Source organism: Kitasatospora sp. NPDC032121, assembly GCF_055580145.1.
In genome coordinates this window covers 96160-123084 of sequence record NZ_JBVILX010000005.1, presented here as the reverse complement: position 1 = coordinate 123084, position 26925 = coordinate 96160, and the positions used below count along the sequence as shown (strand labels likewise).

Sequence of the window (26925 nt, the reverse complement as noted above, 5' to 3'; positions counted from 1 at the left end):
CGGGGTCAGTCCGTGAGCGTGATCCGGATGCCGACGGTGCCGCGCTCGCCGCGCCGCAGCCGGCTGCCGAGCAGGGTGAGCACGCCGAGCAGGCCGTACTTCTGACGCAACAGGGTGCGGTAGGCGGAGGTGCGCTCGGGGCCGAGGATCTCGGCGGTGGCGGGGTACTGCTCGCCGGTCGGGCGGCCCTTGACGTCGCACGGGCCTACCAGCACGTCGGCGCGGTTGCGGATCCGCTTGACCTTCCAGGAGTCCGCGACCGTCCAGACGCCCAGCGCCTCCCCGTCACGCACCACCCACACCGGGGTCGGTACGGCGGTGCCGTCCTTCTTGTAGGTGGTGACGAGCAGGTAGCTCCCGGCGGAGAGCCGGACGATCCGGTCGAGCCGGGCCGCGGGGGAGGAGTCGGGCGTGGTCATGGCCGGAAGTCTAGGGCGTGTCCGACAATGCGCGCCTGGCGCGAATCGTCGGACGCGCCGCCCTGGGGCCGGCCGGCGCGGGACACCCGGCGGGGACGTCCGGCGAACGACGGCCACCGGTGCGGCCCGCCCGGCCGGGATGTCGGCCTCGGTCACCGGGGTCCGCGGCCACGGGCGGTACGGGCGGAGCGGACCAGGGCGCGGGCCCGGCGGGTGAGGCCGCGCCAGCCGCGCCCGCCGACGCCGCGGAGGGCGGTCCTGCCGCCGCCGGACCCCGGGGCGGCCGCGGGTTCGCCCGGCGCTGTGCGGCGGCGGGCGACGACCCAGGAGATGGCCCAGGCGGCGAGGGCGGTGCCCAGGATGGCGGCGGTCCAGACGGCGGGGGCGAGGCCGGGGCCGGATCCGTCGGCCGCCGGCGGGCGGGACCCGGGCGGCAGCTGCTCGTCGGCCTCGGACCGGACCTGGGCCTGGGCCGTGGCACTGGGGGAGGGCGCGGCGGTGTCGTCGACCAGCTTGCCGACCGGTTGGACCTTCCCGGCGGCCGCGAAGCCCCAGTCGAGCAGGCTGGCGGCCTCGTCGTACACCCTGCCCTGTGCGTTGGGGTGCATCACCGTCACCAGCAGGGTGCGGCCGTCGCGTGTGGCGGCGCCGGTGAAGGTGGCGCCCGCCTTGGTGGTGTAGCCGTTCTTGACGCCGATCAGGCCGGGGTACTTGCCGAGCAGCCGGTCGGTGTTGGCGATGTCGAAGCTGATGCGCTGGCCGGTGACCTTGTCCAGCCCGCCGGGGAAGCGTGCGGTGCGGGTGGAGCAGTAGGACCGGAAGTCGGCGTTGCGCAGCCCGGCCCGGGCGAAGAGCGTGAGGTCGTAGGCGGAGGAGACCTGGCCGTCCATGTCGTAGCCGTCGGGGGAGAGCACCTTGGTGTCGCCGGCCTGGAGCGTCCGGGCGCGCTCCTGCATCTCGGCGACGGTCTGCTCGATGCCGCCGTTCATGTGGGCGAGCACGTGGACGGCGTCGTTGCCGGAGCTGAGGAACACGCCCCGCCAGAGGTCCTCGACCCGGTACGGCAGGTTCTCCTTGACCCCGACCAGGCTGCTGCCGACGCCGAGGCTGGCGAGCTCGGCCGGGGTGACCTGGTGCTCCAGCGCCCGGTCGAACTTGGGCAGCACGGTGTCCGCGAACAGCATCTTGAGGGTGCTGGCCGGAGGCAGCGGAAGGTGGGCGTCGCGGGCGGCGAGCACCTCGCCGGTGGACGCGTCGGCGACCAGCCAGGAGCGGCCGGTCAGCTCGGACGGCAGCGCGGGTGCCCCGGCCAGCGGCGCGACCTGGACGGCCGGGCGGCCGAGCCGATCCCCGCCCACGGCGGGGACGGCGTCCCGGGCGAGGGCGGACGGGGCGACGGCGGTGAGCACCAGGGCGGAGGCGGTGGCGCCGACCGCGACCCTGGTGACGGAACGTTTCTTCTGCGCCGCGTGGGTGGGGAGCACACGGCGAACGTAACCCGGGCCGCCGCCGGGGCGCCGGGCCTGCTGCTCCGTCCGGAGCCACTCGGGCGGGGACGACTTTGGTGGCGCAGGGCCGCACCGAAAGTCGGATGTCCGGCCGAGGGCGGCTTCCTAGGCTCGGGGACATGAAGACCCTGCTCGGCTACCTCGGTTTCGTGTTGATCGTCGGCGGCGCCTCCGGCCTGGTGTCCGGCTGGGTCGCCGGCTTCCGGCTGTTCGGTTTCGTCCGGTTCCTGGTACCGGAGGGCCACGAGACCGCCGGGTACGCCGTCCTGGTGGCGCTCGGCGTCCTGCTGGCGATCCCCGCCGCCCGGCGGGGTTAGGGGGTCTCCGAAGGGTCCTCCGTCGACGGCTGCCGCGCTGACGGTTCCCCCGCCGACGGTTCCTCCGCCGACGGCTGCCGCACCGCGATGCCGTCGAGGAGCACGGCGAGCCCGCTGCGGAAGGCCTCCCGGTGGCTGTCCTGCGGGGCGCCGCCGCCCGTGCTCTGCAGGGCGACGAGCAGCGGGAAGCGCTCCGCGAAGTCCGGTGCCAGCTCGGCGAGTCGGGCGGAGCGGCCGGCCCACCACTCCTCGTCGGCGACCCCGGTCGCGGCCGCCGCGCCGCGCGCGTCGGCGGTGGTGGCGGCCAGGCCGCGGACGAACTGCCAGAGCGCGGCGACCGCCCCGCGCAGCCGCAGCGGCGACAGCCCGGCCGGTCGCAGCGCGCCCAACAGCGCTTCCATCGCCGCCAGTTCGGCCGGGCCGAGGACCGGGCGGGCCTGCGAGACCTGGAGCACCCAGGGGTGGCGCAGGTAGCAGGCGTACAGTTCCTCGGCCCAGGCGGTGACGGCATCCCGCCAACTGTCCGACGCCCGCTGCCCGGTGGGGATTTCGGCGAGCGCCCGGTCGTGCATCAGGTCCAGGAGTTCGGCCTTGCCGGGCACGTAGGTGTAGAGCGCCATCGCGGTCCGGCCGAGCCGTTCGCCCACGGCGCGCATCGAGAGCGCGGCCATGCCCTCGGCGTCGGCGACCGCGATTCCGGCGGACACGATCGCCTCCACGCTCAGGCCCGGCTTGGGGCCGCTGCGCCCGGCGCGCGGTTCCTCGGGTGCGCCCCAGAGCAGGGCGAGCGAGCGATGGGCGTCGCCCTGCCCGGCGTAGACGGTCATCCGACATCTCCTTATGGCGTAAAGTATCGTTCCGACGGCAACTCTTTATGCCGTAAGGTTACCAACCGAAGGGGTTTCGCGATGACATTGCCCGTCACCTTCGTCGAGGTCGTCGAGGTCCGCCGGATCACGCCCCGCACCGCCCGGATCACCTTCGCCGCCGAGGAACTGCCCGACACCGTCGGCTCCGCCCCCGACCAGCAGCTCAAGCTCTGCTTCCCGCGCCCCGGGCAGCGCGAGCCGCTGCTGCCCGCCCGGCAGGACGACCCGACGGACTGGTACCGGGCCTACCTGGCGATCCCCGAGGAACAGCGCCCGCTGCTGCGCAGCTTCACCCTGCGCGGCCGCCGCGCCGGCACCCGGCTGGTCGAGATCGACTTCGTGCTGCACGGCGACACCGGCCCGGCCGCCGCCTGGGCGCTGCGCGCCGCGCCGGGGGACCGGCTCGGGATGGTCGGCCCCTCCGCGCTGTACGCCCCGGCGGTGCCGTTCGCCGAGGTCGCGGCGGCCGCCGACTGGGTGCTGCTGGCCGGGGACGAGACCGCGCTGCCGGCGCTCGCGACGCTGGTCGGGGCGCTGCCCGCGGGGGTGCGGGCGTACGCGTGGATCGAGGTCGCCGACCGGGCGGAGCGTCAGGAGCTGGCGAGCCGGGCGGAGCTGGAGGTGGTGTGGCTGTACCGCGCCGGGGCGGCTCCGGGCGCCGTGCTGGCCGAGGCGTTCCTGGACGGTGTGCTGCCGGCCGGCGAACCCTTCGTCTGGCTGGCCGGGGAGGCGGGGGCGGTCCGGACGATCCGGCGGCACCTGGTCGAGCGGGAGGGGGTGCCGAAGGAGAACATCGACTTCACCGGCTACTGGCGCCACCGGCTGACCCAGGACGACGCGCCGACCGCCGAGGACCTGGCGGACGCTCAGGAGCGGGCGGCCGGGTATTGACCAGGGGGAACGGGGCCGGATCCGCTCGGGGCCGATCGGCTGAAAGATGCGGATTCGGCCCGATTTCCTCCCCGAATTTTACTGATTGATGGTCAACTTTACTTTCTGATGGGGATTTACCCCCTTGTCGTGATCCTCTCAGGTGCGTTGGAATGCGTCAGCTATCCATTCGACTACCCATCTGACGAGAGGATTTATATGATCGGCTGGCGCAAAACCCAGCTAGCAGCCGCCGTCACGGTCACCGCCGCGTCCATGGTCCTGAGCCTCGGGACCATCGCGAGCGCAGCCCCGGCCCCCGACCCGCAGAACGCCTCGGCGGCGTCCGCGGACGGGGCTCCGGTGCCGGTGATCGTGATCCTGAAGGACCAGGTCGCGGACGCCCCGGCCGACCACGGCCACCTGGGCGCCCGGCAGCAGAAGACCGCCTCCGCACAGGCGCCGCTGCTGAACAAGGTCAAGGCGGGCGGCGGCACCGACATCAAGAGCTTCGTGGTCGGCAACGCGTTCTCGGCCACGGTCAGCCCCGCCCTGCGCGCCCAGCTCCAGGCGGACCCGGCCGTCTCCTCCGTGGTGGCGGACGCCCAGGTCCAGGTCGCCCCGCCGGCCGCCACCAAGGCGAAGGCGGCCAAGGACGCCGCCGCCGGTGCCGGCGCCAAGGCCCCCAAGGCCGACGCCGCCGCGCAGGCCGTTACGGGCAGCAACGGTCAGGGCGCCGAGGAGAACGCGACCAACACGGTCTGCCCCTCCGACCCGGGCAAGCCGCTGCTGGAGCCCGAGGGCCTGTACTCCACCCGGGCCGTCACCGGCAACGGCAAGCCCGGCGTGGAGGACCTGGCCACCGGCAAGGGCGTCAAGGTCGCCTACATCGCGGACGGCCTCGACCCGAACAACCCGGACTTCATCCGGGCCGACGGCTCGCACGCCGTGGTCGACTACCAGGACTTCGCGGGCGACGGCTGGGACGCGCCGACCGGCGCGGCCGAGGCCTTCGGCGACGCCTCGGCGGTCATCGCCCAGGGCCGCCAGGTCTACGACGTCTCCAAGTTCGTCAACTCCTCGCACCCGCTGCCGGCCGGCTGCAACATCCGCATCCGCGGCCTCGCCCCGGACGCCGACCTGGTCGCGCTGAAGGCCGGCGGCGAGATGATGTCCAACTCCTCGATCCTGCAGTCGATCGACTACGCGGTGCGGGTCGCCCACGTCGACGTGCTGAACGAGTCGTTCGGCGGCAACGTCACCCCGGACAGCGGCGCGCACGACACCATCTCGCTCTTCAACGAGCAGGCCGTCAAGGCCGGTGTCACCGTCGCCGTCTCCAGCGGTGACGCCGGGCTCAGCGGCACCGTCGGCACCCCGGCCACCGACCCGTACGTGATCGCGGTCGGCGCCTCCACCGACAACCAGAACTACCAGCAGACCGGCTACGCGGCCTCCAAGTTCTCCAACGGGACCTGGAGCGACAACCGCATCTCCGCGCTCTCCTCGGGCGGCTTCACCCAGGCCGGCCGGACCGTCGACCTGGTCGCGCCCGGCGAGTCGGACTGGGCGCTGTGCACCCCCGACACCAGCAAGTACACCGACTGCACCGGCTACAACGGCCAGCCCTCGCCGATCCAGCCGTTCGGCGGCACCAGCCAGTCGGCCCCGTTCGTCACCGGCGCCGCGGCCCTGGTCATCCAGGCCTACCGCGACACCCACGGCGGCGACTCGCCGTCCCCGGCACTGGTGAAGAAGTTCCTCACCGGCACCGCCACCGACCTCGGCGTGCCGGCCGAGGAGCAGGGCGCCGGCCTGCTGAACGTCCGCGCCGCCGTCGAGGCCGCCCGCGGCTACGACGACGGGGACGGCACCGACGGCGCCAGGACCGTCGTGGTCGACACCGGCCAGATCGACATCGCCGGCACCCCCGGCTCGACCCACATCGCCGACGTGACCGTCACCAACACCGGTGACAGCACCCAGACGGTGAGCGCCGCGACCCGCAGCTTCGTCCCGCAGTCGGGCAGCCGGCAGACCGTCCAGCTGGACCCGTCCTCGAAGGACACCTTCAAGTACGCGACCAACGGCGCGGACTGGGTGCAGAAGCAGGTCAAGTTCACCGTCCCGGCCGGCGCCGACCGCCTCGCGGCCTCGATCGCCTGGCAGGGCGCCCCCAACCCGGTCACCAACGGCCCGGTGGTCCGCATGACGCTGCTCGACCCCTCGGGCCGCTTCGAGACCAACACCCGTCCGCAGGGTGGCGCCACCCCGGCGAACTACGGCCTGGTGGACGTCCCGCACCCGGTGGCCGGCGAGTGGACCGCGATCCTCTACACCCCGGCCGGCAAGGCCGGCTACAGCGGCGCCGTCCAGCTCGGCACCGCCACCCAGCGCGCGGTGCCGGCCGGCGCCGTGAGCCCGAACACCACCGACCTGAAGCCGGGCCAGACCAAGACCCTCAAGGTCCAGCTCACCACCCCGGCCACCAGCGGCGACTCCAGCGAGGCCGTCCTGGTCTCCGGCTCCAACGGGAACACCACCAGCGTCCCGGTCGTGCTGCGCAGCCTGGTGCCGGTCAACCAGGGCAAGGGCACGTTCACCGGCACCATCACCGGTGGCAACGGCCGCAGCGCCTCGCCGACGCAGAGCTTCTCGTACGCCTTCGACGTCCCGAAGGGCCAGCGGGACCTGCGGGTCGGCCTGACCGTCGCCAAGGACCCGAAGCTGCTCATGCAGGGCGCGCTGATCAGCCCGAACGGCACCCCGGTCGACATCGAGGGCAACGGGCAGTTCGACGCCCAGGGCAACCTGGCCGGCACCGGCAACGGCGTCTCGGCCACCGCCGTCAACCCGGCCGCCGGCCGCTGGCGGTTCGTCCTGAACGTGCTCGGCCCGGTCAGCGGCCAGGAGCTCGCCCAGGACTTCACCGGCACCGTCGCGTTCAACCAGAACCAGGCCACCGCGGCCGGTCTGCCGAACGACCCGCGCACCGGGCTGGCGGCCGGCAAGCCGGTCACCGTCCAGGTGAACTACACCAACAACACCGTCGCGACCCAGCGGATCGCGGCCGACGGCCGACTGGACCGCCGGGTGGACGTGCCGCTGGTGCCGCAGGGCTCCTCGGCGACCGTCAGCCTGCCGCTGAGCCTCAGCTCCGCCGTGCCGTCCTTCCTGGTGCCCCCGGGCACCGACCGGCTCAAGGCCGTGGCGGCGTCCTCGACGCCGGCGCAGATCGAGCTGAGCGCCACCACCGGCTCGCCGGACCTGTTCGGCGACCTGAAGAAGGCCCAGGACGGCTCGACCGTCTCGGTGGTGACCGACAACGGCACCCCCGAGCAGCCGGTCGTCCCCGGCACCTGGGGCACCTTCGTCCAGCAGATCGGCCCGTTCGGCAACGGCTCCGCGCCGGCCGGCACCTCCACCATCACGGCCACCGCGCACACCCAGGCCTTCGACCCGGCGCTGACCTCCAGCACCGGTGACCCGTACGCCGCCTCGGTGAACGCCTCGGCCGTGGCCGCCAACCCGGTGACCGTCGCCCCCGGTGCCACCGGTTCGCTCCAGGTGACGCTGACCCCGACCGGCCCGAAGGGCAGCACCGTCAAGGGCGTGCTGTACCTGGTGTCCGGCCCGACCGGCGTGGCCACCGCCAACAACGTCCTGAACACCACCGGTTCGGTGCTCGCGGCGATCCCGTACAGCTACACGGTGAACTGACGTAACGTCAACTCACCTGATACCGAGGCCGTCCCGGAGTTCCGGGGCGGCCTCGGCCGGTTCCGGTGGGCCGGGTTCCGGCGGCCGATGGAAACCTTCGGGCGCCGCCGGTCGTTGGGCCGGGCAGGGGCCGTTGCGGCCCGACCGACCGACCAGGGAGCGGGAGTTGAACGACGCGATCAAGCACGGCGAGGTCGAGGTCAACGGCGTACGGCTGCACTACGCGGAGCAGGGCGAGGGGCCGCTGGTCCTGCTGCTGCACGGCTTCCCGGAGAGCTGGTACTCCTGGCGGCACCAGTTCGCGCCGCTCGCCGAGGCCGGGTACCGGGTCGTCGCGCCGGACCAGCGCGGCTACGCCCGCAGCTCCCAGCCCGAGCAGGTGGACGCCTACACCCTGCTGCACCTGGTCGGCGACGTGACCGCGCTGATCGGCGCACTGGGCGAGGAGCGCGCCGTCGTGGTCGGCCACGACTGGGGCGCGCCGGTGGCCTGGACCACCGCGGCGCTGCGGCCTGACCTGGTGCGCGGGGTGGCTGGACTGAGCGTGCCGCCGCTGCCGGTGGGCGGGCCGCGGCCGCTCGAGGCCGCCCGGGCGGCCTTCGGGGAGGGCTTCTACCAGGTCTACTTCCAGGAGCCCGGCAAGGCCGACGCCGAGCTGGCCGCGGACGTCAAGTCCAGCCTGCGGCGCATCCTCTGCGGCAAGCAGCCGGACGGCGTGCCGCGGCCGTGGATCGTCCCCGAGGGCGGGAAGCTGCTGGACACCGTCCCGGAACCGGAGCGGCTGCCCGACTGGCTCACCGACGCGGACCTGGACGTCTTCACGGCCGACTACGCCGCCCACGGCGAGCGCGCCTTCACCGGCGGCCTCAACTGGTACCGCAACCTCGACCGCAGCGCCGAACTCCTGGCCGCCTTCAGCGGGGTGACGGTCGAGGTGCCCGCGCTGTTCGTGGTGGGCGAGCAGGACCTGGTCAACGCGCTGGTCCCGCGCCCGGTGCTGGACCACCTGTTGGGCCGGCTGCCCAGGCTGCACGGCCACGTCCGGCTGCCGGACACCGGGCACTGGACGCAGCAGGAGCGCCCGGCCGAGGTGACCGAGGCGCTGCTGGACTTCCTGGCGCACCTGGACAAGTAGTCGGGCCGGGCGCCGTCCGCGGCCGACGACTGCGGCCGACGACTGCGGCCGACGACTGCGGCCGACGACTGCGGACAGCCGCGGACGGCGTCAGACCGGCAGCAGGCGGGCGATCAGTTCGCCGAGGCGGCGGGCGTTGCGGCAGGAGTGCATCTCCACCACGCCCGCGTAGGCGAGCGCGGCGGAGTCGCCGGTCGGCCAGAGCGAGGGCTGCTCCGGGTTGAGCCAGAACACCCGGCGCGCCCGGCCGGCGACCCGGCGCAGCGCGTCCAGGTTGGGGTCGCGCTGGTTGTTCCTGGCGTCGCCGAGGACCAGCACGCAGGTGCGCGGGCCGACGGCGTCCAGGTGCCGCTCGGCGAACTCCCCGAACGCGGCGCCGTAGTCGCTGTTGCCGTGGTAGCCCGTCACCTTGGCCTCGGCGAGGATCCGGGCGGCCAGCCGCGCCGGGTCGTCGCCGCCGCGCAGCAGTCCGGTGACCTCGGCGGTGCGGTTGACGAAGGCGAACACCCGGACCTTGCTGAACTGTTCGCTCATCGCCTGCACCAGCAGCATGGTGAAGTCGGCGAAGCCGGCCACCGAACCGGAGACGTCGCACAGCAGCACCAGCTCCGGCCGGGCCGGGCGGCGCAGCCGGTAGGCGGGGCGCAGCGGCACCCCGCCGGTGGTCAGCGAACGGCGCAGGGTGCGGCGCAGGTCGATCTCGCCGCGGGCGGCGCGGCGGCGCCGGGCGGCCAGCCGGGTGGCCAGCTTGCGGGCCAGGGGGTGGACGGTGCGGCGCAGTTCGGCGAGCTGGGTGCGGCCGGCGTAGAGGAAGTCGACCAGGTCGGTGGTCGGGGCGACGGCGCGTTCGGCGATCCGCTCGGGGCCGCGCAGCTCGGCGACCCGGCGGCGGGCCTCGCCGGCGGCCATGGCGCGGAAGTCCCGGATGCGGCGGCGGATCTCGTCGGCGAGCACCCGGTCGGAGAGGTCCCGGGTGTTCTGCCCCTCGCACAGGGCGGCGAGGACGCGGGCGAGCAGGGTGTCGGGGGCGAGCCGGCCGAGCGCCTGCTGGGCGGACCAGCCGTCGGAGCCGGGCGAGCTGCCGACGCCGTACCGGCCGAAGGCCTCCAGCACCTCGCCGGCCAGCCGGGCCTGGGCGGCGCGGTCGTCGGCGGCCAGCGCGGCGGCGAGCCGGTCGCGCAGCTGGTCGCGCAGCGGGTCGGGGCGGCCGAAGCGCGGCGGCTCCGGGTCGTCCGGGATCGGCGGCGGGTCGGCCCGCACGGCCTCCGGGGTGCCGACGCCGAGCGGGAAGAACAGGTCGAAGGTGGCGTCGAAGACCGCCCGCTGGCTCTGCGAGCGCAGCAGGGCGGCGGCCAGGCCGGCCCGCATCGGCTCGCGGTCGGTGAAGCCGAGGACGTCCAGGACGGCGGCGGCGTCCACCGTCTCGGCCGGGCCGATCGGTAGGCCGTGGCCGCGCAGGGCGCGGACCAGGCCGGTGAGGCGGGCGGCGGTGTCGGCTTCCGGGGGCGGCGTCGTCACGCGAGGGTGAGCTTCTGGGCGGCCTTGCGGACGTCGTCCTGGTGCTTGAGGATCACCCCGAGGGTGTCCCGTACGACGGTGTCGTCCAGGGTGTCGGCGCCGAGGGCCAGCAGGGTGCGGGCCCAGTCGATGGTCTCGGCGACGGACGGCGCCTTGCGCAGCTCCATCGCGCGCAGCGCGCCGACCACCCGGACCAGCGACTCGGCCAGCGTCTCGTCCAGCCCGGGCACCTTGAGCCGGACGATCTGTCGCTCCAACTCGGCCTCGGGATAGTCGAGGTGGAGGAAGAGGCAGCGGCGGCGCAGCGCCTCGGAGAGCTCGCGGGTGGCGTTCGAGGTGAGCAGGACGAAGGGGCGGCGGCTCGCGGTGATGGTGCCGAGCTCGGGGACGGTGACCTGGAAGTCGCTGAGCACCTCCAGCAGCAGCGCCTCCACCTCGACGTCGGCCTTGTCCATCTCGTCGATCAGCAGCACGGTCGGCTCCTCGCCGCGGATCGCGGTGAGCAGCGGGCGGGTGAGCAGGAACTCCTCGCCGAAGATGTCGGTGCGGGCGTCCTGCCAGCCCTCGTCGCGGCCGGCGGTGATCCGCAGCAGCTGCTTGGCGTGGTTCCACTCGTAGAGCGCGCGGGCCTCGTCGATGCCCTCGTAGCACTGGAGCCGGACCAGCCGGGCGCGGCCGATCTCGGCGACGGCCTTGGCGAGTTCGGTCTTGCCGACCCCGGCCGGGCCCTCGACCAGCAGCGGCTTGCCGAGCCGGTCGGCGAGGAACACGGTGGTGGCCACGGAGGTGGAGGCCAGGTAGCCGGTGGCGGCCAGCTGTTCGGCGGCGTCCGCCACCGAGGTGAAGAAGCCCGTGCCGTTGTCGCTCATCCGTCTGCCCCGTTCCGGTTCGCCGTCTCCGTGCGGCGACACCCTACCGGCCGGTCACTTCGCTGTCTCGGGTTCGTGGGCTCGGCGTTCGTTGGCCCGGGTTCGTCGGCTCGGCGTTCGTTGGCGTGGGATGGCGCGGTGGCTTCGGTGCGGTGCCGGGGCAAGGCGGTGCGGCGGCGTACGGCTCCGGTGAGGGTGCCGTACGCCGCCGTCGTCACGACGGGCCGGGTGGGCCCTGGTGTCAGTTGACGAAGAGGACCGGCTGGCCGGGGGCGGTGATGTCGATGACCTGGCCGTAGGTGGCGCTGAAGAAGCCGGTCGAGAAGCACAGGCTCGGGCCGGAGACCAGGGTGAACGGCTGGCCGGAGAAGCCGATGGTGTTGCCGGTGTTCGAGGTGGTGCCGTTGATCCCGGTGCTGTTCTGGTAGTTGCAGTTGATGCTGCCCAGGATGGTGTTGAGCACCACCGTGGTGCCCATCACGCCGGCCGCGCCGGGGGTGAGCTTGACCGGGTTGCCGGGCGCGTCGCTGACCGTGTTGGTGAACGGCAGGTTGGTGACGCTGATGCTCTTGACGCCGGTGACGCCCACGACGTTGGAGGTGCAGGACCCGAAGGTCTGGGTGTCGAGCCGCTCGACGGCGCTGCCCGGCGCGGCCGGGTTGGAGGTGACGGTCGCCGAGAAGGAGGAGGCGGCACACTTGACGCCGGTCGTCCCGGTGGCGCTGTTGTAGAAGGTCGCGTAGGTGCCGGAGACCAGGTTGGCGGTCAGTACGTCGCCGACGGCGACGGCCGGGCCGCTCGGGCTGCCGGTGGTCAGTACCGCGCCGGCGGCCTGGGCGGGGGCGACGGCCGCGCCGGTGAGGGCGAGCGAGGCGAGTGCGGCGGTGGCGAGGGTGCGGCTGATGCGCATGAGGGTGCCTCTCTCCGTCCGGTGGACGGGTGGGGGAATCCCCGCGTGCGGGTGTGGTGGTGTGCACGGCGGGGGAGGTGCATGGCGTACCGGGGGCTTCGTACCGGCGGCCGGTGCCGAACGCCGCTTCGGAGGCCTGAGTTGCGGGCGTCGTCCGGTGGGCTTCGGCACAGGCCGAGGGGAGGGCGGGCCCGGCGCCACGGGCCCGCCCGTGTGGTACGGCGGTGCGGACGTACGCGAGGGTGGGCGCGTACGGCGGTGCGGTGGTACGACAGTGCGGTGGTGCGGTGGTGCGACCTCGCGGTGGAACTGCGGTGCGGTGGTGCTGACGTGCGTACGGGCGGCGGCGTGGACACCAGCGGCACTGCGCCGTTCGGTCGGGGACGTGCGGTGCCGTGGGGCACGTGGACGGCTGCCACCGTCGCGTCCCCGCCTCCGCCGTGGTCCCGACGGCCTGGGCGTTCGCCCGGGCCGTCGGAGCCCCCGGAAGGTCCGTCCGGTGGTGGCCTGCTGGCCCACCGGTCGGAAACCTGTCAGTGTTGTAAACCCGGTGTACCGTCAATGTCAATACAGGACACAGGAGTTGGTGATGGATCGGAACTACCTCCGCGAAGCCGACGTGGTCCTGCTGCCGGGTGCCAGGACCGGCCGCGATCCGGCCCGCTCGATCAAGCCGGGGCCGCGCCGACTGCCCGCCGGCGTGATCGCCGCGACCCAGCGCGAACGGCTGCTGGACGGCCTGGTGCGGACCGTGGCCGAACGCGGCTACCAGCACGCCACGATCAGCGACATCTGTCGTGCGGCGGGCGTGACCAGGCCGGTCTTCTACGAGCTGTTCAGCGGCAAGGAGGACGCCTTCCTGGCCGCGCACCGGTACGGCACGGGCGTGGTGATCCGCCGGATGGCGGAGGCCTACGCGGCCGAAACCGACTGGTGCCGGGGCATCCGCAAGGGACTCGGAGTGATGCTCCAACTCCTCGCAGGTACACCGGCGTTCGCGAAGATGGCGGTGATCGAGATCGAGGCGGTCGGCCCGGCCGGACGTTGGGAGCGGGCCCAACTGCTCACCAGGTTCCGCACGTTCTTCTCCGAGGTGCCCCAACTCCCGGGTGGGGTGGAGTCCAAGGAGATGGTGGACGCCGTGGTGGGCGGCGTCTACAGCGTCGTCTACCGACGGATCGACTCCGGAAGGACCGAGCAACTGCTGGAGATCCTGCCGGTGTTGAGCATGTTCTGCCTGTCGCCGTTCCTCGGCCCGGCGGAGGCGGCCGAGCGGCTGGGGGTGCGGGACTGGCCGAAGCGTGTCGCGGATTGGTGAAGAACCTTCGTGCACCCGTATTGACCCGGCCAATACCGGGCAGTAGCTTCCCAGTTACTTACCGCGTGCTGACCGGAAGGACCCCGCTGCCGAGGGGTTGACGGCCCGGTCGCGCCGAAGAACGCTGTCCGCGCCAGGACAACGTGCCAAGTGCCTGCACACCCATCCACCCACAGGGAGCACACACATGGCCATGTCCGAGGACGCCGCCACGGCGGCCGAGGCCCCGCAGACGCCGGGCACGCCGAGAAGAGGCCGGGTCCGCCTCAAGCGCACCGCCCTGATGGCCGTACCGGCCATCGCGGCCGGCGGCGTCCTGATGGCGCTCACCGCCCAGGGCGTGCTCGCCGCCCAGTTCTCCATCTCCGGCATGCCGTTCACCATCACCGCCGACAAGCTGGAGGGCGAGGGCTTCGCCCAGTTCGGCGCGCTGGACTCGATGATCCCCGACAGCCCCAACGCCGGCTCCACCGGCGGCCAGGTGCTGGTCGCGGTGTCGGCGATCAAGAAGGCCGAGATCACCAACCTCTGCCAGAGCGTCGACCTCGGCGGCATCAACCTGGTGATCCACGCGGGCGACGGCGGCACCCCCGTCTCCGCCAGCAACCTCACCACCGACTCCGACCTGCTCTCCGGCGACGCGGAGTTCACCAACATCGAGATCGGCGGCGACGCCAGCACTTACACCAAGGCCGGTCCGATCGGCAAGGGCGGCCCCGGCGTGTTCGGCCAGCAGGCCGACACCGTCAAGCTGACCCACCTGAACCAGCACAACTACGCGAGCACCGCCGCCGGGTTCAAGCTGCCCAACCTGCGGCTGAGCTTCAGCTCCACGGGCTGCTGACCATGACGGAGTCCGTACCGGAGCCGGCCGGCACCGGCGAGGGCACCGCGGCACGGGCCGAGGGGGTGGCCGCCGAGGGGACGGCGGCCACGCCCGCCCAGGCCGTGGCGGCCCCCGTCGCCGAGCCCGCCGCACACCCGGTCAAGAACGACTGGCGGGGGCGGCGACCGTTCTGGGGCGGGCTGCTGGTGACACTCGGCGGCGCCGAGATCCTGTTCACCCTGAAGGCCCCGCTGCCCGTCCTCCTGCACATCGGAATGGAGGGGCTGGCCGGGTACCTGGTGCCCGCGGTGATGGTGCTGTGCGGCCTGCTGATCCTGTTCAACCCGGCACAGCGGCTGTTCTACTCCATCCTCGCCGTGCTGGCCTCGCTGGCCACCTGGGTCACGTCCAACCTGGGCGGCTTCGTGGTCGGGATGATGCTCGGGGTGGTCGGCGCCTGCCTCACCTTCGGGTGGCTGCCCGAGCAGCCGCTGCGCCAGGGCCGGCAGCGGCGGCTGGAGCGCCGGGCGGCGCGCCGGGCGGCGGTCTGACGGCGGTCTGACGGCGGTGCCCCGGGTCCTGGTGGTGGGAGAGCACCAGGGCGTGGGGCACCTCGCCGTCGACGCGCCCGACGCGGGCGCTGCGGGCGCTGCGCCCGCAGTGGTCCGGGGTGGTCCGGGGCCGGGTCCGGGGTGGTCCGGGGTGGCCGAAAACCATCCCGGACCGCACGCACCGAGGCAATGGGCCGAAGGTCCCGGGTCTCTCCGGGGCGATCGGCCCTTCTCGCGTTCGGCGGCCGGGCAGTTGACTGGACACGACATGGACCACAGCAGCAGCATGAGCACTGGCACCGCCGCCACCGCCGAGTACGACCGCCTGATCGCCCGCCATCACGCGATGCGCCTGCGACGCCAACTCCTCGCCCCGTCCTCCTCGGGCGGCGGCGACTTCGGGTACGGCGCCTACAGCGAGGACGGCGGCTACGACGGCGCCGCCGACCAGCACCTGATCCGGCGCGACCTCGACCTGATCTCCCCGCTCTCGGACCTGATCGACCACCTCTACGCGGTGATGTTCAGCCACCGCCCCTACCTGCGACCGATCTTCCCCGCCTCGATGGAGTTCCAGCAGCTCCACCTGGAACGGATCTTCCACCACTTGATCGACCACCTCGACCGCCCGGCCGAGCTGGAGCAGACGCTACGCCAACTCGGCCGCGACCACCGGAAGCTGGGCGTCCGGCCGGTGCACTACGAGGCCTTCGAGGAGGCCCTGTGTGCGGCCGTCCGGTACCGGGCCGGCGAGCGCTGGACCGAGGAGCTGGAGGGCGCCTGGGTGCGGATGCTGCGCTTCGCCGTCGGCGCGATGGTGGCCGGCGCCGACTCCGCGCTCACCGAACCGCCGTACTGGCACGCCGTGGTGACCGGGCACGAGCGCCGCCGCCCCGACCTCGCCGTGCTGCGGGTGCGCACCGGCGAGCCCTACCCGTACCGGGCCGGGCAGTACGGCACCGTCGAGCACCCGGCGCTGCCGCACACCTGGCGGCAGTACTCGATGGGCTGCGCCCCGCGGTCCGACAACGAGCTGGAGTTCCACGTCCGCCGCACCGGCCTCGGCGGGGTCAGCGCCGCCCTGGTCGACCACACCGCCATCGGCGACCGGCTGCGCCTCGGTCCGCCGCGCGGCAGCCTGCTGCCCGACGGTGACCCCCGCGACCTGCTGCTGATCGCGGGAGGCACCGGCCTCGCCCCGATGAAGGCGATCGTCGAGCAGCAGACCACCCAGCGGCCGACCGGCCGAAGGGTCCACCTGTTCGTCGGCGCCCGGGACCGCGGCGACCTCTACGACTGGCAGGCGCTGTCCGAACTCGGCCTGCACAAGCCGTGGTTGACCGTCACCCCGGTCACCGTCGGCGAACTCGCCGACGCCGTCGCGGCGGCCGGCGACTGGCGCGAGCACCTGGCCTGCGTCACCGGCCCTGTGGGCATGGTCGGCTCCGTCCGCACCCGGCTGGCGGAAGTTGGGATGCCGTCGACGCAGGTGCGGTTCGACCAGGCGCTCTTCCGCTGAGGACCGGTCGGCGCCGGATTGGCTTCGGCGCCGGCGTCGGTGTCGGTGTTGGCGCTGGTGTTGGCGCCCGCGCCCGTGCTGGCGTCCCGCGCCGGTGTCGGCGTCAACGTCCGGGGCGACGTCCGGGTCAGCGGAAGCAGTAGGAGTCGGAGGAGGCGTCGCCGCCCGCCAGATGGGTCTGGTGGACGCGCAGACCCCGGAAGTCGGCGCCGTGCGGGAAGAAGCGCTCGTCCACGCTCAGCCCGCCGGCCTCCGGATCGGCGTCCAGCTTGACCATCCAGGGCTCGATGCCGTCCGGGTAGAACTGGTCGTCCCAGGCGCCGTAGAGCGAGTTGGTGAGGTAGAGCCGCCGGCCGTCCCGGCTGATCTCCACCATCTGCGGCGCCCCGCTCAGCGGACGGCCGGGCTCGGCCGGGTGCGGGGTGCGCGCGGCGATCCCGCCGAGCCGCACCGAGTCCGTCAGCCGGGGGTGGAACGGGTCCGAGACGTCGTACTGGAACAACTCGCCGGTGCCCCAGGCGGACACGTACAGCCAGCGGTCGTCCACCGACAGGTTGATGTCGGTGACCAGCGGCGGCACCGCGCCGAACGGCTGCAGCGCGGGCGGCAGGTCCTCGGCCTTGGCCGGCTGGGCGGGGATCTCGATCACCTTGCGCGCGGTGAACGCCGGCCCCTCCCGGTACCAGAGCCAGATCGAGGAGGACAGGTCCTCGACGTTGGTGACCACCCCGACGAACCCCCACTCCGCCTGCGGGTCGTGCGCCGGACGCAGCTCCAGCACCATCTGGTACTGGTCGCCGAGGTCCACCCGCTGCAGGTGGCGGCCGGAGTCCAGCTCCCAGAAGTGCAGCGCGTGGCCGTACTTGCGCCCGAGCAGGAGGTCCGGCACCACCCCGTCCTCGACCATCCGCGGGGTGCCCCACTCGCTGGTGATGCCCACGTTGGTGCCCAGGTGCCACCAGACGTCGTACGCGAACTGCTGCGGCCCGCGCTCGGTCTCCCAGGCGCGCAGCACGTCGAAGGTCGTGTGGTCGAGCAGCGCCACCCCGCCCGGGCCGTCGTCGCCCTCGCCGCTGCCGAGGCAGGAGAGGAAGACGCCGTCGGGGCCGCAGTGCAGGGTGTGCGGACGCGAGTAGCCGGCCTTGGCGGCGAGCTCCTCGGCCTCGATCGTCTTCACCAGCCGCGGGCGGACCGGGTCGGGCCGGGTGTCCAGCACGTGCAGCCGCGAGGAGCGCAGCCCGGGCAGCAGCAGGTAGCGCCGCTCCGGGTTCTCGTGGCAGGCGTGGGCGAGGGCGCTGGAGCAGGCGTTCCAGCCGAAGTGGTGCAACTCGTCGCCGAGCGTGGGCAGTTCGGCGAAGTTCAGGACCTTCCCGTAGCTCGCCGAGTCCGGATCGGTGTCGACGCTCAGCAACGCGTCCGGCTGCCGCCCCGACCGGTCGAAACCGGCCACGTACGCCAGCTTCTCCGGCGGAGCGGCGATCGCCTCGGCGGCCGAACGGTAGAGCGACGGATCGGTATGCCCGTGCTGCATGCAAACTCCCCAACTCGCCGTGTCTGTCCGGGAAGCGTTCCACAGAGACACCGGCGCACAGCAGGCGCACGAGGGGCGGACGGGGGCGGTACGGAGGCGGCCGGGGTGGCGGTCCGGACGCGGTCGGGGTGGCGGTCCGGAGGCGGGCGGGTGGCGGTCGGGACGCGGTCGGGACGTGCGGGCGGCTACCCTCGGCCGGGTGCACAACAGCATTCGCGGGGGCGACTTCCACGCCCCGGTCGTCCAGGCGGACACCGCACACGTGACCGTCCCCGCCCGGCCGCCGACCATCTCGGGGCTGCCACCGCTCACCTCCGCCTTCACCGGGCGTGACCAGGACCTCGCCGAACTGCGGACCCTGTTGGCGTCGGACGGCCCGCCGACGGTCACGGTCACCGGCCTCGGCGGCATCGGCAAGACGACGCTGGCGATCGCGGCCGGCCACGCACTGCTCGACGCCGGCCGCTTCTCCCTGGCCATCTTCGTCGACCTCCGCGGTTACGACGAGACCCCGGTGGAGGTGGGGCGAGCCCTCGACGCCCTGCTCCGAGCCCTCGGCGTCCCCGCCGACCACATCCCCCCGGAGCCGCAGACCCGCGCCGCCCTCTACCGCGCCCAGCTGGAACGGCACGCCGGCGTCCTCGTCATCGCCGACAACGCCTCCGCCGCGGAGCAGGTCCGTCTCCTGCAACCCCCGTCCACCCGCCACCGCCTCCTGGTCACCTCTCGCGAAACCCTCCCCAGCCTAGGCGCCCGCCTCCACCGCCTCGGCGTCCTCGCCCCCGAGGCGGCCACGGCCCTCCTCGACACCGCGTTGCGCGCCGCCCGTGCGGCCGACGACCGCGTCGCCGCCGACCCGGCAGCCGCCCAGCGGATCGCGAAGCTGTGTGGTCACCTCCCGCTCGCCCTGCGCCTCGCCGCCGCCCAGCTCGTCCTGGACCCGCACCTGCGCCCGGGAGAACTCGCCGACGACTTGGTCGTCGGTACGGACTGCCTCGACCTGCTGTGCGACGGCGACATCGGCGTCCGTCTCACCTTTGAGCGCTCCTACCGTCGCCTCACCCCCGAGCAGGCCGAGCTCTTTCGCTTCCTCTCGATCTGCGTCGGACGCGATGTCCCGACCCAAGCCGGGGCGGCGCTCATCGGCAGGAAGGTCCGAGCGGCCCGTGCCCTGTTCGCCCAGCTGGCCGGTACTGCGCTGATCGAGCAGAGCCCGGGAGGCGGTCGGTGGTACATGCACGACCTCGTCCGGTCCTACGCCTTGGAACGACTGGTGGAGGACCCGGAGCTGGGCGCACTCGGTCTGAGCCGCTTCACGGAGTACTACGTGATGACCGCTCATGCCGCCAACCGGCGGGTCATGTCGAGGCCCGATCGCTCCGGTGGTGATCTCTTTCCGGAACGGGCCGCCGCTCTGGCGTGGTTGGACGACGAGCGGGCGAACATGGTGGCCATGACGCTGGCGATGGCGCAGGCCGGAATCCACAGAGGGGTGGTCCGCCTCTCCTCCGTCGTGATGCCCGGCTTGATCCACAGCGGTAGCGCCGAGATGGCGATGGCCGTGTCGGAGGCGGCACTGAGGGCTGCAGGTTCGGTCGATTCGGATGCGGACGAAGCCGACGAAGCGAATGCGTGGAACAACTACGGCACTTCGCTCCGCCTCGCGGGACGCTTCGAAGAATCGGTCGAAGCCTATCGACGCGCTCTCGCCATCTCGCCCGACCGCCCCGGCTCGGTGAGTCAGATGATTGCGTTGATCAATCTGGGCGAGGTGCTCCGGACGGCCGGTCGCCCCGGGGAAGCCCTTGAGCTGCTCGAACGTGTCCGCGCGCTCTGCCGGGAGCGTGGCGACCGGAAGTGCGAGGCCATCGCCTGGGAGAGCACGGAATCGGCGCTTCGTGTGCTGGGCCGGAACGACGAGGCGGCCCAGGCCCGGGAGCGTGCCCGCGCCATCCTCCTGGCCCTGGGCGTGGACGGAGCGGATTCCCGGGACGGCGATGAGCCCAGTACCACCCGTGCCTCCCTTGAGGCCGCCGGGCAGATCACCTGGTGACACCCCGCCGCCGAGCGCCCCGCAGCTACCGGCCGGTATGGTCGGGGGCGGAAACAGGTGGTCACCTGCCGAGAGGGCAGGCGGAACAGAGGACGGGTGCGGCGGCAGATGGAGTTCCGTGAAGACATCCTGGGTGCCCCCTACGAGGCGGCCGAGCTGACGCTGCGGCCCGACGACGAAGGGGCCGTGTGCGCGACGCTCGTCCGTCGGCCGGTGCCCGGGTCGGAACGGGCCGTGCTGTACATCCACGGCTACAACGACTACTTCTTCCAGACCAACCTCGCGGACCACTACACCGCGCTCGGGTTCTCCTTCTACGCCCTCGACCTGCGCAAGTACGGCCGCTCCCTGCGCCCGCACCAGTCGCCGAACTTCGTCCGCGACCTCGCCGAGTACGACGAGGAGATCGACGAGGCGGTCCGGATCATCCGCGAGGTGGACGGGCACCGGCAGTTGCTGCTGAACGGGCACTCCACCGGCGGGCTGATCGGGGCCCTGTGGGCCGGGCGTCGGGCCGGACGCGGAGTCGTGGACGGGCTGTTCCTCAACTCGCCGTTCCTGTCGATGCCCGCCGCGCCCGCGGTCCGCACGCTCGGCGGGCCCGCCGTGACGGCGCTCGGGCGGCTGGCGCCGACCCGCGTCCTGCCGTCCGCGCTCAACCCCCACTACACCCACAGCCTGCACAAGGACCACCAGGGCGAGTGGGACTTCGACCTCACGCTCAAGCGTCCCCAGAGCTTCCCGCTGTACGCGGGGTGGCTGTCGGCGATCCACCAGGGCCACCGGCGACTGCAGCGCGGGCTGGGCATCGACGTGCCGGTGCTGCTGATGGCCTCGACCCGCTCCATCTCCACCACCAAGTGGCACAACGCGCTGCACCACGCCGACGCCGTGCTGCGCGCCGACGACATCGCCGCGCAGGGGCCGCGGCTGGGCCGGCACGTCACCATCGTCCGGATCAAGGGCGGCATGCACGACCTGATCCTCTCCGGCGAGGCGGCCCGCACCGAGGTGTTCGCCGAGCTGGACCACTGGCTCGCCGCCTACCTCGACGTCAAGCCCGTCGGGGAGCACGCGTGACCTCCGAGCACGACCCGCACGACTCGCACGACTCGGACGACCTGCACGACTCGGACGACCATGCGGGCGGGCACGACTCGCACGACCCGCACGACGAGCCCGTGCCGGTCGGGCGGCGCACCGACCTGGGCTTCGCCAAGCTCATGCCCGACCTCGACCGCGACGGCGGCTGGCTGCTCACCCTGGACGGCACCCCGCAGTCGTACGTCGACCTCGCCGACCCGACCCACCTCGAGTTCGAGTACACCCGGCGCCTCGGCCACCTCGCCGACGCCCTCGCCCCCGCCGGCCGGCCGCTGGACGCGCTGCACCTCGGCGGCGGCGCGCTCACCCTGCCCCGCTACCTGGCCGCCACCCGGCCCGGCTCGCGGCAGCGGGTGGTCGAGGTGGACGGGCCGCTGCTGGAGCTGGTCGCCGAACAGCTGCCCTGGCAGGGCCCCGGCGCGGACATCACCGCGACCGCCGGCGACGCCCGGGCGGCCCTCGCCGAGACCCCGGCCGGCTCGCAGGACCTGGTGATCGCCGACGTCTTCCACGGCTCGCGCACCCCCGCCCACCTCACGTCGGTGGAGTTCCTGCGGCTGGCGGCGGCCGCGCTGCGCCCCGGTGGCTGCTACGCGGCGAACCTGGCGGACGGCCCGCCACTGGCCTTCGCCAAGGCGCAGGCGGCGACGGTGCGGGCGGTGTTCCCGTACGTCTGCCTGGTGGCGGAGGCGCCGGTGCTGCGCGGCCGCCGGTACGGCAACATCCTGCTGGCCGGCTCGACGGCGCCGCTCCCGGTGGCCGAGCTGACCCGGCTGCTCGCGGGCGACATCTTCCCGGCCCGCCTCACCGAGGGGGATGACCTGGCGGCCCTGGTCGGCCGCACCGCCCCGGTCACCGACGCCGAGGCCACCGACTCCCCGCCCCCGCCGGACGGCGCCTTCAGCATCGGCTGACGCCCCACCCCTGTGGACCTACCCCTGCGGCCCCACCCCCTGCGGCCCTGCCGCCGGAAATCCGCTGGTCCGTCCCCGCCGCCCCGGATAGCGTGCGGGGACGGTCCGGAGGAGGCGAGACGATGCGGCCGCTCCTGCTGGTGGACGTCGACGGCCCGCTGAACCCGTGCGCGGCGAAGCCCTCCCGCCGGCCCGACGGCTACCGAAGCCACCGGCTGATGACACCGCGCTGGGCGGTGACCGAACGCACTTCTCCATCGGATAGTTGGACGCGGGGTGGTGTCAGGCCGACTCGGCCAGCGGGCCGGCGCGGCGAGCCACGCAGTTTCGGCAGGCACAGGTGGAGCGCACAGCGGCGTTCTGGACCAGCGTGCCGACGGACGGAGCCTGACCGGCCGCGTTGGCTGCCCGGTAGTCGTCCAGCGGGCTCCAACCGGCGGGGATCTCGGTCCGCTTGGGCTTCATGGGATGAGCCGGGTCCCCGTAGACGCGTTTCGCCGTACGTCGCTTCGGAGTCGCCACCGAGGACTTCTCGGACTGGCCGGACTGTCTTCCCCTGGCGACGCTCCCTCTCCGTCTCAGGACGCCTGGTGACGTTCAAAAACGGTAGGGAACAGCGGGGCGCGCGGTCGATGAACTTGCTTGAGCTTGCTCGCATTCATCCGAGCGCGTTGATGGCTCCAGTGATGAGCGATCTCGCCTCAGCACCGTGAACAGCGATGCTGGCCGGCTCGGAGAAGGCCTGGCCGTACTCGGAAATCTCGGCCGCTGGGTGAGGGTGAGGTGCGCGGAGACGAGCTCGACGTTCACCTGTGCGTCGTCGTAGACGGTGAAGGACTCAACCGGCCTGCCAGCACCTCTGGTCGAACCGAGGGGAATCACCCCAAGACTCACCGACGGGAGGGAGCTGACGGTGATGAGATGGCCGAGTTGACCGACGAGGATGTCCGGAGCGCCGATGACGGTCCGCAGCACCCACTCCTCGATCAGGATGGCGAACCGGTGATCTGCCGTGTGCAGTACCTTCTGCCGCTCCATTCGTACGGCGACAGCGTCGTCCATATCGTCGGGAGTGCTGCGCAACGAAACGATTCGCGCATCTCCAGGTGGAGAGCCGACTGGACCACCGACAGGCGTCGGGCCTTCGCCGACGATCTGGAGCACTCCCGGCTGCTCGCAGTGTCCGCCGCCTCGAACCGGGCGAAGGCCGACAAGGGCCCGACGGTAGGTCACTTCGGTATCCGGGGCGCAGGGGGATGTGCACGAATCGGACGAGGGTGACGAATCAGTCCTTTACCTGCGTTTGGGTGGATCCATTGCAGGTCTATACGGCCGGTGGCAAAAACGGACGGAGATTAAGCCAGTTGGCACGCGATCCAGCCAAAATCATTCCACCCCGTCGATCTGCCTTTTCCGGCACTAGGATTCCTGCGGCATCAGAACAACTGTCCTGGTGAACACCGATCCTGACGGATCGGTAGTTGGGGAAGGAAGAGGGGGAAAATGGCGAAATCGCCAATGAGGGCAGGACCGGCACGGCGCTCACGCGCCAGGATCCTGTCCGCCACGGCCATGATGCTGGCCGCGACCGTCATGGGGACGACGGTCGCCCAAGCACTCCCGTCCGACACGGCCCCGGAGCCGCTTCCGGCCGGCTACCGCGCGCAGGTGGTCGAAGCCTGGCAGGGCGGCGGCACGGCGGTGAAGGACGCGGCCGCACGGGCACTGGTCGGCTCGGACGCCGACATCACCACGTTCTTGACCAGCACGCTGAGCCGTGCTCAGGCGTCGGACGAGCGCTTCGCCGTCATCAAGATGCTGAGCAACACCGGCAAGGGCGTGCGCGATGCCGCGACGAAGGCACTGAGCGGGTCGGACGCCGACCTCCACGCGTTCGTCACGAGCGGCTGGCAGAACCCGATGATGGACGATCGCCGGGCGGCGATCGTCACCATCGTCGACGGCGCCGACGTCGCCGTCCGCACGGCCGGGACCAAGGCGCTCAGCGATGGCACCGCCGAGGCCATGGACGCCTTCCTGACCACCGGCCGGTTCAAGGCGCAGGAGGAGGACGACCGGGTCGCCGTCCTGCGGCTGATGGATGTCTACACCGGCCCGGAGTTCACCAAGCAGGCGGGCCGGGCGCTCGGCGGCACGCCCGCCGACGTCCGCGAGTTCCTGGAGAACGGCCAGCTCCTCGCCCAGGCCAGGGACCAGGAGACGCTCGACGTCAAGCAGCTCGCCCAGACCGCGAAGGACGCCACCAAGCGGGCCCTGGAGGAGACGGCGGCCGCCCAGGAGGCGGGCGCCCGGGCCGAGATGGCCGCCGAGACGGCCAAGCGGGCCGCGCTGACGGCCGCGGACGAGGCTGCCAAGACCAAGGACGACGCCGAGAAGACGGGCGCCGCGGCCAACAGGGCGGCCGAGGCCGCCCAGGGTGCGGCCGAGGCCGCGAAGACCGCGATCGACGCCTCCAACACGGCGGTGGCGGCAGCCAAGACGGCTGCCACGGCGGCGCGTTCGGCCGCTTCGGCCGCCGCCGCCGCCGGCCAGGCCGCCAGCCGCGCGTACAGCGCCGCGGCCGCCGCCGCGGGCGACCGGGCCCAGGCCAAGGCGGCGAGCGACGCCGCTGTGCTTGCACGCAACGCTGCCGCCGGTGCGCGTGACGCGGCGTCGGCCGCCTCGTCCGCCGCCGACGCGAGTGCCCGGGCGGGCCAGGCCGGCTCCGCCGCGGCCCGCGCCGCCAACAACGCCGCCGCTGCCGCCGAGGCCAGCGCCCAGGCGGCCGGTTCCGCGGGCCAGGCCACCGAGCAGGCGGCCCGCGCCCGCAACGCGGCCACCACCGCCCGCAACGCGGCCAACGCGGCCGGCGCGGCCGCGACCCGTGCCGAGAACCTCGCCACCTCGGCCGCCACCGCGGCGGGCGAGGCCAAGGACCTGGCCAACCGGACCGCCGACCACGCGGAGAAGGCCGCCGCAGCAGCCGACGCCGCGGCCGCCGCCGCGGGCCAGGCCCAGGACTGGGCGAACATCGCGGGGCAGCACGCGGACGCCGCCGCCGTCGCCGCCCAGACCGCGGCCTCGGCGGTGACGAAGGCCCAGACGCTCGAGAAGCTGGCCCGTGACGCCGAGGCCGTGCAGCTGGAGTCGGACAAGCAGCTCGGCATCACCCAGGCCGACCTGCTGCTGAAGGACGATCAGGCCACCCAGGCGAACTTCAACCAGCAGCAGACCGAGGCCGCCTCGCAGGACGCCGCGACGAAGGACCTGGTCAAGCAGGCCGCGGCGCCCGGAACCGCCACCGCGACGGCCGCCCAGGCCGGCCGCAAGGCCGCGGCCAACCTGCTGAAGTCCACCGGCTCCTGGACCCGGGCGTCGGCGCAGGCCGCGCTCTCCGGCACCGACGAGGCCGTGGTGTCCTGGGCCAGGTCGGACTACCAGCGCAGCCTGCAGCTCGACGACCGGGAGAAGGTCCTGGCCGTCACGAGCATCGCGAACGCCAAGCTGGCCACCGAGGCGCAGAAGACGCTGGAGAGCGCCGACCCGACCGCGGTCGAGAAGTTCCTCAGCGGTGGGGCGCTCCAGGCCCAGGCCGAGGACCTGCGGGTGCGGACCGTCTCCCTGATCTCGGACGGCGGCAAGGCCGTCCAGCGGGACGGCGGCGCCGCGCTGGCCGACGGCCGGGTCTCGGTCATGGCCGCCTTCCTGTCCAACGGCTACGCCAAGGCCCTGGCCGAGGACGACCGGGTGGCCGTGGTGGTCGCCACGGACGGCGGCGGGCCCAACGTGAAGGCCGCGGGCGCGGTCGCCCTGGCCGGACCGGCCTGGATGCAGCACGAGTTCGTCCGCAAGACCCAGTACACGGCGGCGCAGAAGGACGCGGACACCGACGCACACGTGTCGTCCGTGCTGAGCATGATCGCCAACGCTGCGAAGGACGCGGCCACCGCGAGCGAGAGCGCCCAGCGGGCGTACCAGATCGCGGCGGACGCGCGCCACGCGTCGGAGGAGGCCGCTCACTGGGCGAGCCTGGCAGGGCAGTCGGCCCAGGAGGCGAAGGGGTACGCGGACGACGCCAAGGCCAAGTCCACCGCCGCCGACGCCTCCGCGGCAGCCGCCGCCGCTTCGGCGCAGAAGGCCAGGAGTGCGGCGGCGACCGCGCAGACGGCCAACCGGCAGGCCAACTACTCGGCCACCCAGGCGACCGCCTCCGCGAACCAGGCCGTGAGCTCGGCGGCGAGCGCGAAGGCCTCGGCGGAGCAGGCCGCGGCGAGCGCGAGCGCGGCGGGCAAGGACGCCGCCACGGCGTCGCAGGCCGCGAGCGACGCCCACGCCATCGCCGCCCAGAAGCGCGCGCAGGAGCAGGCCGCTGCCGCCGCGGCCGCGGCGGCCCAGGCGAAGGCCAACGAGGCCAACCACGTCGACCCGGTGAACACGCCGGCCAACGACAAGGTGACCACTCCGGCTCCCGACAAGCCGGCGCCGGGTTCTCCGCCGAAGGACGACAAGCAGCTGTTCCGGGACTACGGAAAATTCCTGAGCACTGTCAGCACCGTCAGCGGGTTCATCGCGGCCGGCCTGATGCTCGTTCCGGGTGGTCAGCCCTTCGCGGCTGCCGTCGGTACGTTCTCGCTGGTGACGGGTGTGGCTTCGGCCCTGTACACCGGAATCGGCTACGGCTTCAGCAGCGACGAGTTCATCGTCTCGGTGGCAACCGTCGGCCTCGCCCTGATCGGTGGCCGAGTGGTCGGCGCGATCGAGAAGGGCGCGGCGGAAGCGGCAAAGTTCGGCGTGAAGGTGACCGAGAAGGTCGGCGAGAGGCTGGTGAAGGCCGGACACAGTGCCGTCTCGTCCGTCGTCGGCTGGTTCACGAGCGACTGATCAGGTCATCGCTAGGCTGTCAGGGATCGGCCGTGTTCGAATGGCCGTGACAGAACAGCGCTGTGGAGCCCGCGTCCGGCGCGGGCTCCACAG

General features: G+C 73.0%; 21 protein-coding genes. 12 read left to right on the top strand and 9 right to left on the bottom strand.

Annotated features, from left to right (window positions below; genetic code table 11):
- Positions 1-5: 5 nt before the first annotated feature.
- Both ACZ5OX_RS16660 and ACZ5OX_RS16655 read right to left on the bottom strand, forming a co-directional pair.
- The gene (locus ACZ5OX_RS16660; RefSeq protein ID WP_392871343.1) at positions 6-419 is read right to left on the bottom strand and encodes a PPOX class F420-dependent oxidoreductase; all 414 of its coding nucleotides are present in this window, start codon (positions 417-419) and stop codon (positions 6-8) included.
- A gap of 152 nt (positions 420-571) precedes the next feature.
- Positions 572-1903, bottom strand: a complete 1332-nt coding sequence (locus ACZ5OX_RS16655; protein WP_465630487.1) for a D-alanyl-D-alanine carboxypeptidase family protein — start codon at positions 1901-1903, stop codon at positions 572-574.
- Positions 1904-2046: 143 nt separating this feature from the next.
- On the opposite strand from ACZ5OX_RS16655, the gene ACZ5OX_RS16650 reads away from it, so the two are divergent.
- On the top strand, positions 2047-2244 hold the full coding sequence (locus ACZ5OX_RS16650) for a hypothetical protein (RefSeq protein WP_392871349.1): 198 nt from the start codon (positions 2047-2049) through the stop codon (positions 2242-2244).
- On the opposite strand, the gene ACZ5OX_RS16645 is transcribed toward ACZ5OX_RS16650, so the two are convergent.
- Positions 2241-3071: a TetR/AcrR family transcriptional regulator gene (locus ACZ5OX_RS16645; RefSeq protein WP_465630486.1), complete on the bottom strand. Its 831-nt coding sequence runs from the start codon at positions 3069-3071 to the stop codon at positions 2241-2243. The genes ACZ5OX_RS16650 and ACZ5OX_RS16645 overlap by 4 nt on opposite strands.
- A gap of 81 nt (positions 3072-3152) precedes the next feature.
- On the opposite strand from ACZ5OX_RS16645, the gene ACZ5OX_RS16640 reads away from it, so the two are divergent.
- The 3 genes from ACZ5OX_RS16640 to ACZ5OX_RS16630 all read left to right on the top strand — a co-directional run bounded on the left by ACZ5OX_RS16640 (position 3153) and on the right by ACZ5OX_RS16630 (position 8838).
- Entirely contained in the window at positions 3153-4004 is an 852-nt protein-coding gene (locus tag ACZ5OX_RS16640) for a siderophore-interacting protein (protein WP_465630485.1), read from the top strand.
- A gap of 198 nt (positions 4005-4202) precedes the next feature.
- On the top strand, positions 4203-7703 hold the full coding sequence (locus ACZ5OX_RS16635) for a S8 family serine peptidase (protein WP_465630484.1): 3501 nt from the start codon (positions 4203-4205) through the stop codon (positions 7701-7703).
- A gap of 166 nt (positions 7704-7869) precedes the next feature.
- A complete protein-coding gene (locus tag ACZ5OX_RS16630) occupies positions 7870-8838 on the top strand; it encodes an alpha/beta fold hydrolase (RefSeq protein ID WP_465630483.1) in 969 nt (322 codons plus the stop codon).
- Positions 8839-8928: 90 nt separating this feature from the next.
- Here the strand turns inward: ACZ5OX_RS16630 and ACZ5OX_RS16625 are convergent, their stop codons facing one another.
- The 3 genes from ACZ5OX_RS16625 to ACZ5OX_RS16615 form a co-directional block, all read right to left on the bottom strand.
- Positions 8929-10356 (bottom strand): VWA domain-containing protein, encoded by a 1428-nt coding sequence (locus ACZ5OX_RS16625; protein ID WP_465630482.1) that lies wholly within the window; start codon positions 10354-10356, stop codon positions 8929-8931.
- A complete protein-coding gene (locus ACZ5OX_RS16620; RefSeq protein ID WP_465630481.1) occupies positions 10353-11225 on the bottom strand; it encodes an AAA family ATPase in 873 nt (290 codons plus the stop codon). Before ACZ5OX_RS16620 ends, ACZ5OX_RS16625 begins: the two co-directional genes overlap by 4 nt.
- Before the next feature lie 241 nt (positions 11226-11466).
- A complete protein-coding gene (locus tag ACZ5OX_RS16615) occupies positions 11467-12135 on the bottom strand; it encodes a Tat pathway signal sequence domain protein (RefSeq protein WP_465630480.1) in 669 nt (222 codons plus the stop codon).
- Positions 12136-12724: 589 nt separating this feature from the next.
- Here ACZ5OX_RS16615 and ACZ5OX_RS16610 point away from each other — a divergent pair.
- The 4 genes from ACZ5OX_RS16610 to ACZ5OX_RS16595 all read left to right on the top strand — a co-directional run bounded on the left by ACZ5OX_RS16610 (position 12725) and on the right by ACZ5OX_RS16595 (position 16349).
- Positions 12725-13453 (top strand): TetR/AcrR family transcriptional regulator, encoded by a 729-nt coding sequence (locus tag ACZ5OX_RS16610; RefSeq protein ID WP_465630479.1) that lies wholly within the window; start codon positions 12725-12727, stop codon positions 13451-13453.
- Positions 13454-13640: 187 nt separating this feature from the next.
- On the top strand, positions 13641-14297 hold the full coding sequence (locus tag ACZ5OX_RS16605) for a DUF6230 family protein (protein WP_449792116.1): 657 nt from the start codon (positions 13641-13643) through the stop codon (positions 14295-14297).
- 2 nt (positions 14298-14299) lie between these two features.
- The gene (locus ACZ5OX_RS16600) at positions 14300-14830 is read left to right on the top strand and encodes a DUF6114 domain-containing protein (RefSeq protein ID WP_465630478.1); all 531 of its coding nucleotides are present in this window, start codon (positions 14300-14302) and stop codon (positions 14828-14830) included.
- 286 nt (positions 14831-15116) lie between these two features.
- Positions 15117-16349: a globin domain-containing protein gene (locus tag ACZ5OX_RS16595; protein WP_465630477.1), complete on the top strand. Its 1233-nt coding sequence runs from the start codon at positions 15117-15119 to the stop codon at positions 16347-16349.
- A gap of 127 nt (positions 16350-16476) precedes the next feature.
- On the opposite strand, the gene ACZ5OX_RS16590 is transcribed toward ACZ5OX_RS16595, so the two are convergent.
- Complete coding sequence (locus ACZ5OX_RS16590; protein WP_465630476.1) at positions 16477-17880, bottom strand: selenium-binding protein SBP56-related protein; 1404 nt, start codon at positions 17878-17880, stop codon at positions 16477-16479.
- Between the two features lie 262 nt (positions 17881-18142).
- On the opposite strand from ACZ5OX_RS16590, the gene ACZ5OX_RS16585 reads away from it, so the two are divergent.
- The 3 genes from ACZ5OX_RS16585 to ACZ5OX_RS16575 all read left to right on the top strand — a co-directional run bounded on the left by ACZ5OX_RS16585 (position 18143) and on the right by ACZ5OX_RS16575 (position 21951).
- On the top strand, positions 18143-19933 hold the full coding sequence (locus ACZ5OX_RS16585) for a tetratricopeptide repeat protein (RefSeq protein ID WP_465630475.1): 1791 nt from the start codon (positions 18143-18145) through the stop codon (positions 19931-19933).
- Between the two features lie 108 nt (positions 19934-20041).
- Positions 20042-21013: an alpha/beta hydrolase gene (locus ACZ5OX_RS16580; RefSeq protein WP_465630474.1), complete on the top strand. Its 972-nt coding sequence runs from the start codon at positions 20042-20044 to the stop codon at positions 21011-21013.
- Positions 21014-21156: 143 nt separating this feature from the next.
- On the top strand, positions 21157-21951 hold the full coding sequence (locus tag ACZ5OX_RS16575; RefSeq protein WP_465630881.1) for a spermidine synthase: 795 nt from the start codon (positions 21157-21159) through the stop codon (positions 21949-21951).
- A 282-nt stretch (positions 21952-22233) separates the two neighbouring features.
- On the opposite strand, the gene ACZ5OX_RS16570 is transcribed toward ACZ5OX_RS16575, so the two are convergent.
- Both ACZ5OX_RS16570 and ACZ5OX_RS16565 read right to left on the bottom strand, forming a co-directional pair.
- Entirely contained in the window at positions 22234-22416 is a 183-nt protein-coding gene (locus ACZ5OX_RS16570) for a hypothetical protein (protein ID WP_465630898.1), read from the bottom strand.
- Positions 22417-22548: 132 nt separating this feature from the next.
- The gene (locus ACZ5OX_RS16565) at positions 22549-23115 is read right to left on the bottom strand and encodes a Scr1 family TA system antitoxin-like transcriptional regulator (RefSeq protein ID WP_465630473.1); all 567 of its coding nucleotides are present in this window, start codon (positions 23113-23115) and stop codon (positions 22549-22551) included.
- A gap of 408 nt (positions 23116-23523) precedes the next feature.
- On the opposite strand from ACZ5OX_RS16565, the gene ACZ5OX_RS16560 reads away from it, so the two are divergent.
- Complete coding sequence (locus ACZ5OX_RS16560) at positions 23524-26832, top strand: hypothetical protein (protein ID WP_465630472.1); 3309 nt, start codon at positions 23524-23526, stop codon at positions 26830-26832.
- Positions 26833-26925 lie beyond the last annotated feature (93 nt).

Bases quoted from the DNA above. Each gene is read 5' to 3' on its own strand.
- ACZ5OX_RS16660 (WP_392871343.1), bottom strand. From the start codon at position 419: ATGACCACGCCCGACTCCTCCCCCGCGGCCCGGCTCGACCGGATCGTC.
- ACZ5OX_RS16650 (WP_392871349.1), top strand. From the start codon at position 2,047: ATGAAGACCCTGCTCGGCTACCTCGGTTTCGTGTTGATCGTCGGCGGC.
- ACZ5OX_RS16645 (WP_465630486.1), bottom strand. From the start codon at position 3,071: ATGACCGTCTACGCCGGGCAGGGCGACGCCCATCGCTCGCTCGCCCTG.
- ACZ5OX_RS16640 (WP_465630485.1), top strand. From the start codon at position 3,153: ATGACATTGCCCGTCACCTTCGTCGAGGTCGTCGAGGTCCGCCGGATC.
- ACZ5OX_RS16635 (WP_465630484.1), top strand. From the start codon at position 4,203: ATGATCGGCTGGCGCAAAACCCAGCTAGCAGCCGCCGTCACGGTCACC.
- ACZ5OX_RS16620 (WP_465630481.1), bottom strand. From the start codon at position 11,225: ATGAGCGACAACGGCACGGGCTTCTTCACCTCGGTGGCGGACGCCGCC.
- ACZ5OX_RS16615 (WP_465630480.1), bottom strand. From the start codon at position 12,135: ATGCGCATCAGCCGCACCCTCGCCACCGCCGCACTCGCCTCGCTCGCC.
- ACZ5OX_RS16610 (WP_465630479.1), top strand. From the start codon at position 12,725: ATGGATCGGAACTACCTCCGCGAAGCCGACGTGGTCCTGCTGCCGGGT.
- ACZ5OX_RS16605 (WP_449792116.1), top strand. From the start codon at position 13,641: ATGGCCATGTCCGAGGACGCCGCCACGGCGGCCGAGGCCCCGCAGACG.
- ACZ5OX_RS16600 (WP_465630478.1), top strand. From the start codon at position 14,300: ATGACGGAGTCCGTACCGGAGCCGGCCGGCACCGGCGAGGGCACCGCG.
- ACZ5OX_RS16595 (WP_465630477.1), top strand. From the start codon at position 15,117: ATGAGCACTGGCACCGCCGCCACCGCCGAGTACGACCGCCTGATCGCC.
- ACZ5OX_RS16590 (WP_465630476.1), bottom strand. From the start codon at position 17,880: ATGCAGCACGGGCATACCGATCCGTCGCTCTACCGTTCGGCCGCCGAG.
- ACZ5OX_RS16580 (WP_465630474.1), top strand. From the start codon at position 20,042: ATGGAGTTCCGTGAAGACATCCTGGGTGCCCCCTACGAGGCGGCCGAG.
- ACZ5OX_RS16575 (WP_465630881.1), top strand. From the start codon at position 21,157: ATGCCCGACCTCGACCGCGACGGCGGCTGGCTGCTCACCCTGGACGGC.
- ACZ5OX_RS16570 (WP_465630898.1), bottom strand. From the start codon at position 22,416: ATGAAGCCCAAGCGGACCGAGATCCCCGCCGGTTGGAGCCCGCTGGAC.
- ACZ5OX_RS16560 (WP_465630472.1), top strand. From the start codon at position 23,524: ATGATGCTGGCCGCGACCGTCATGGGGACGACGGTCGCCCAAGCACTC.